The following is a 436-nucleotide window of genomic DNA, read 5'->3' as shown; positions in this document are numbered from 1 at the left end:
CGATTGTCTGTATCACGCAGATCGCGCACGGCACCGGCGGCCTGACGCTTGATCTCGGCGTCGGTGATCCTCACGGCAGCAGTCGTCACGCGAGCACCTCGCGCGAACTCTGCTTATCTGGGGAGAAATCGCCACGCAGAGGCATCAGATGGCGAGCGTCAGCGAGAACCCAGCCCGAGCCGCCGCACCACGATTTAACCCCTTCCCCAACTACGAGCCACGCCGGGCCATCGGCCGAGTTCTGCACTCGAAGACCATCCGCTGGATCAACCCATTCGCTAATGTCCTCTACGCGCAGATACTCGATCAGCTCGCAATGCTTTCCGATGTTATCTGGCACGTTGTAAGCGCCAACGATCATCGCCAGGTCGCCAGGCTTGAAGTTATAGTTCATGCGACAGCCCTCGTCTGTGGTTGAAGTAGGTAGGCACGGATC

General features: G+C 59.4%; 1 protein-coding gene. It reads right to left on the bottom strand.

What is annotated here, in order from left to right:
- Window positions 1-85: 85 nt before the first annotated feature.
- Window positions 86-436, bottom strand: a 351-nt coding sequence (locus KMS84_RS39115; protein WP_256921344.1) for a hypothetical protein, incomplete at its 5' end; no start/stop codon positions are given.

This window comes from Streptomyces hilarionis, from assembly GCF_024539675.1.
GTDB lineage: Bacteria > Actinomycetota > Actinomycetes > Streptomycetales > Streptomycetaceae > Streptomyces > Streptomyces hilarionis.
This window is presented reverse-complemented; position numbering and strand designations above follow the sequence as displayed.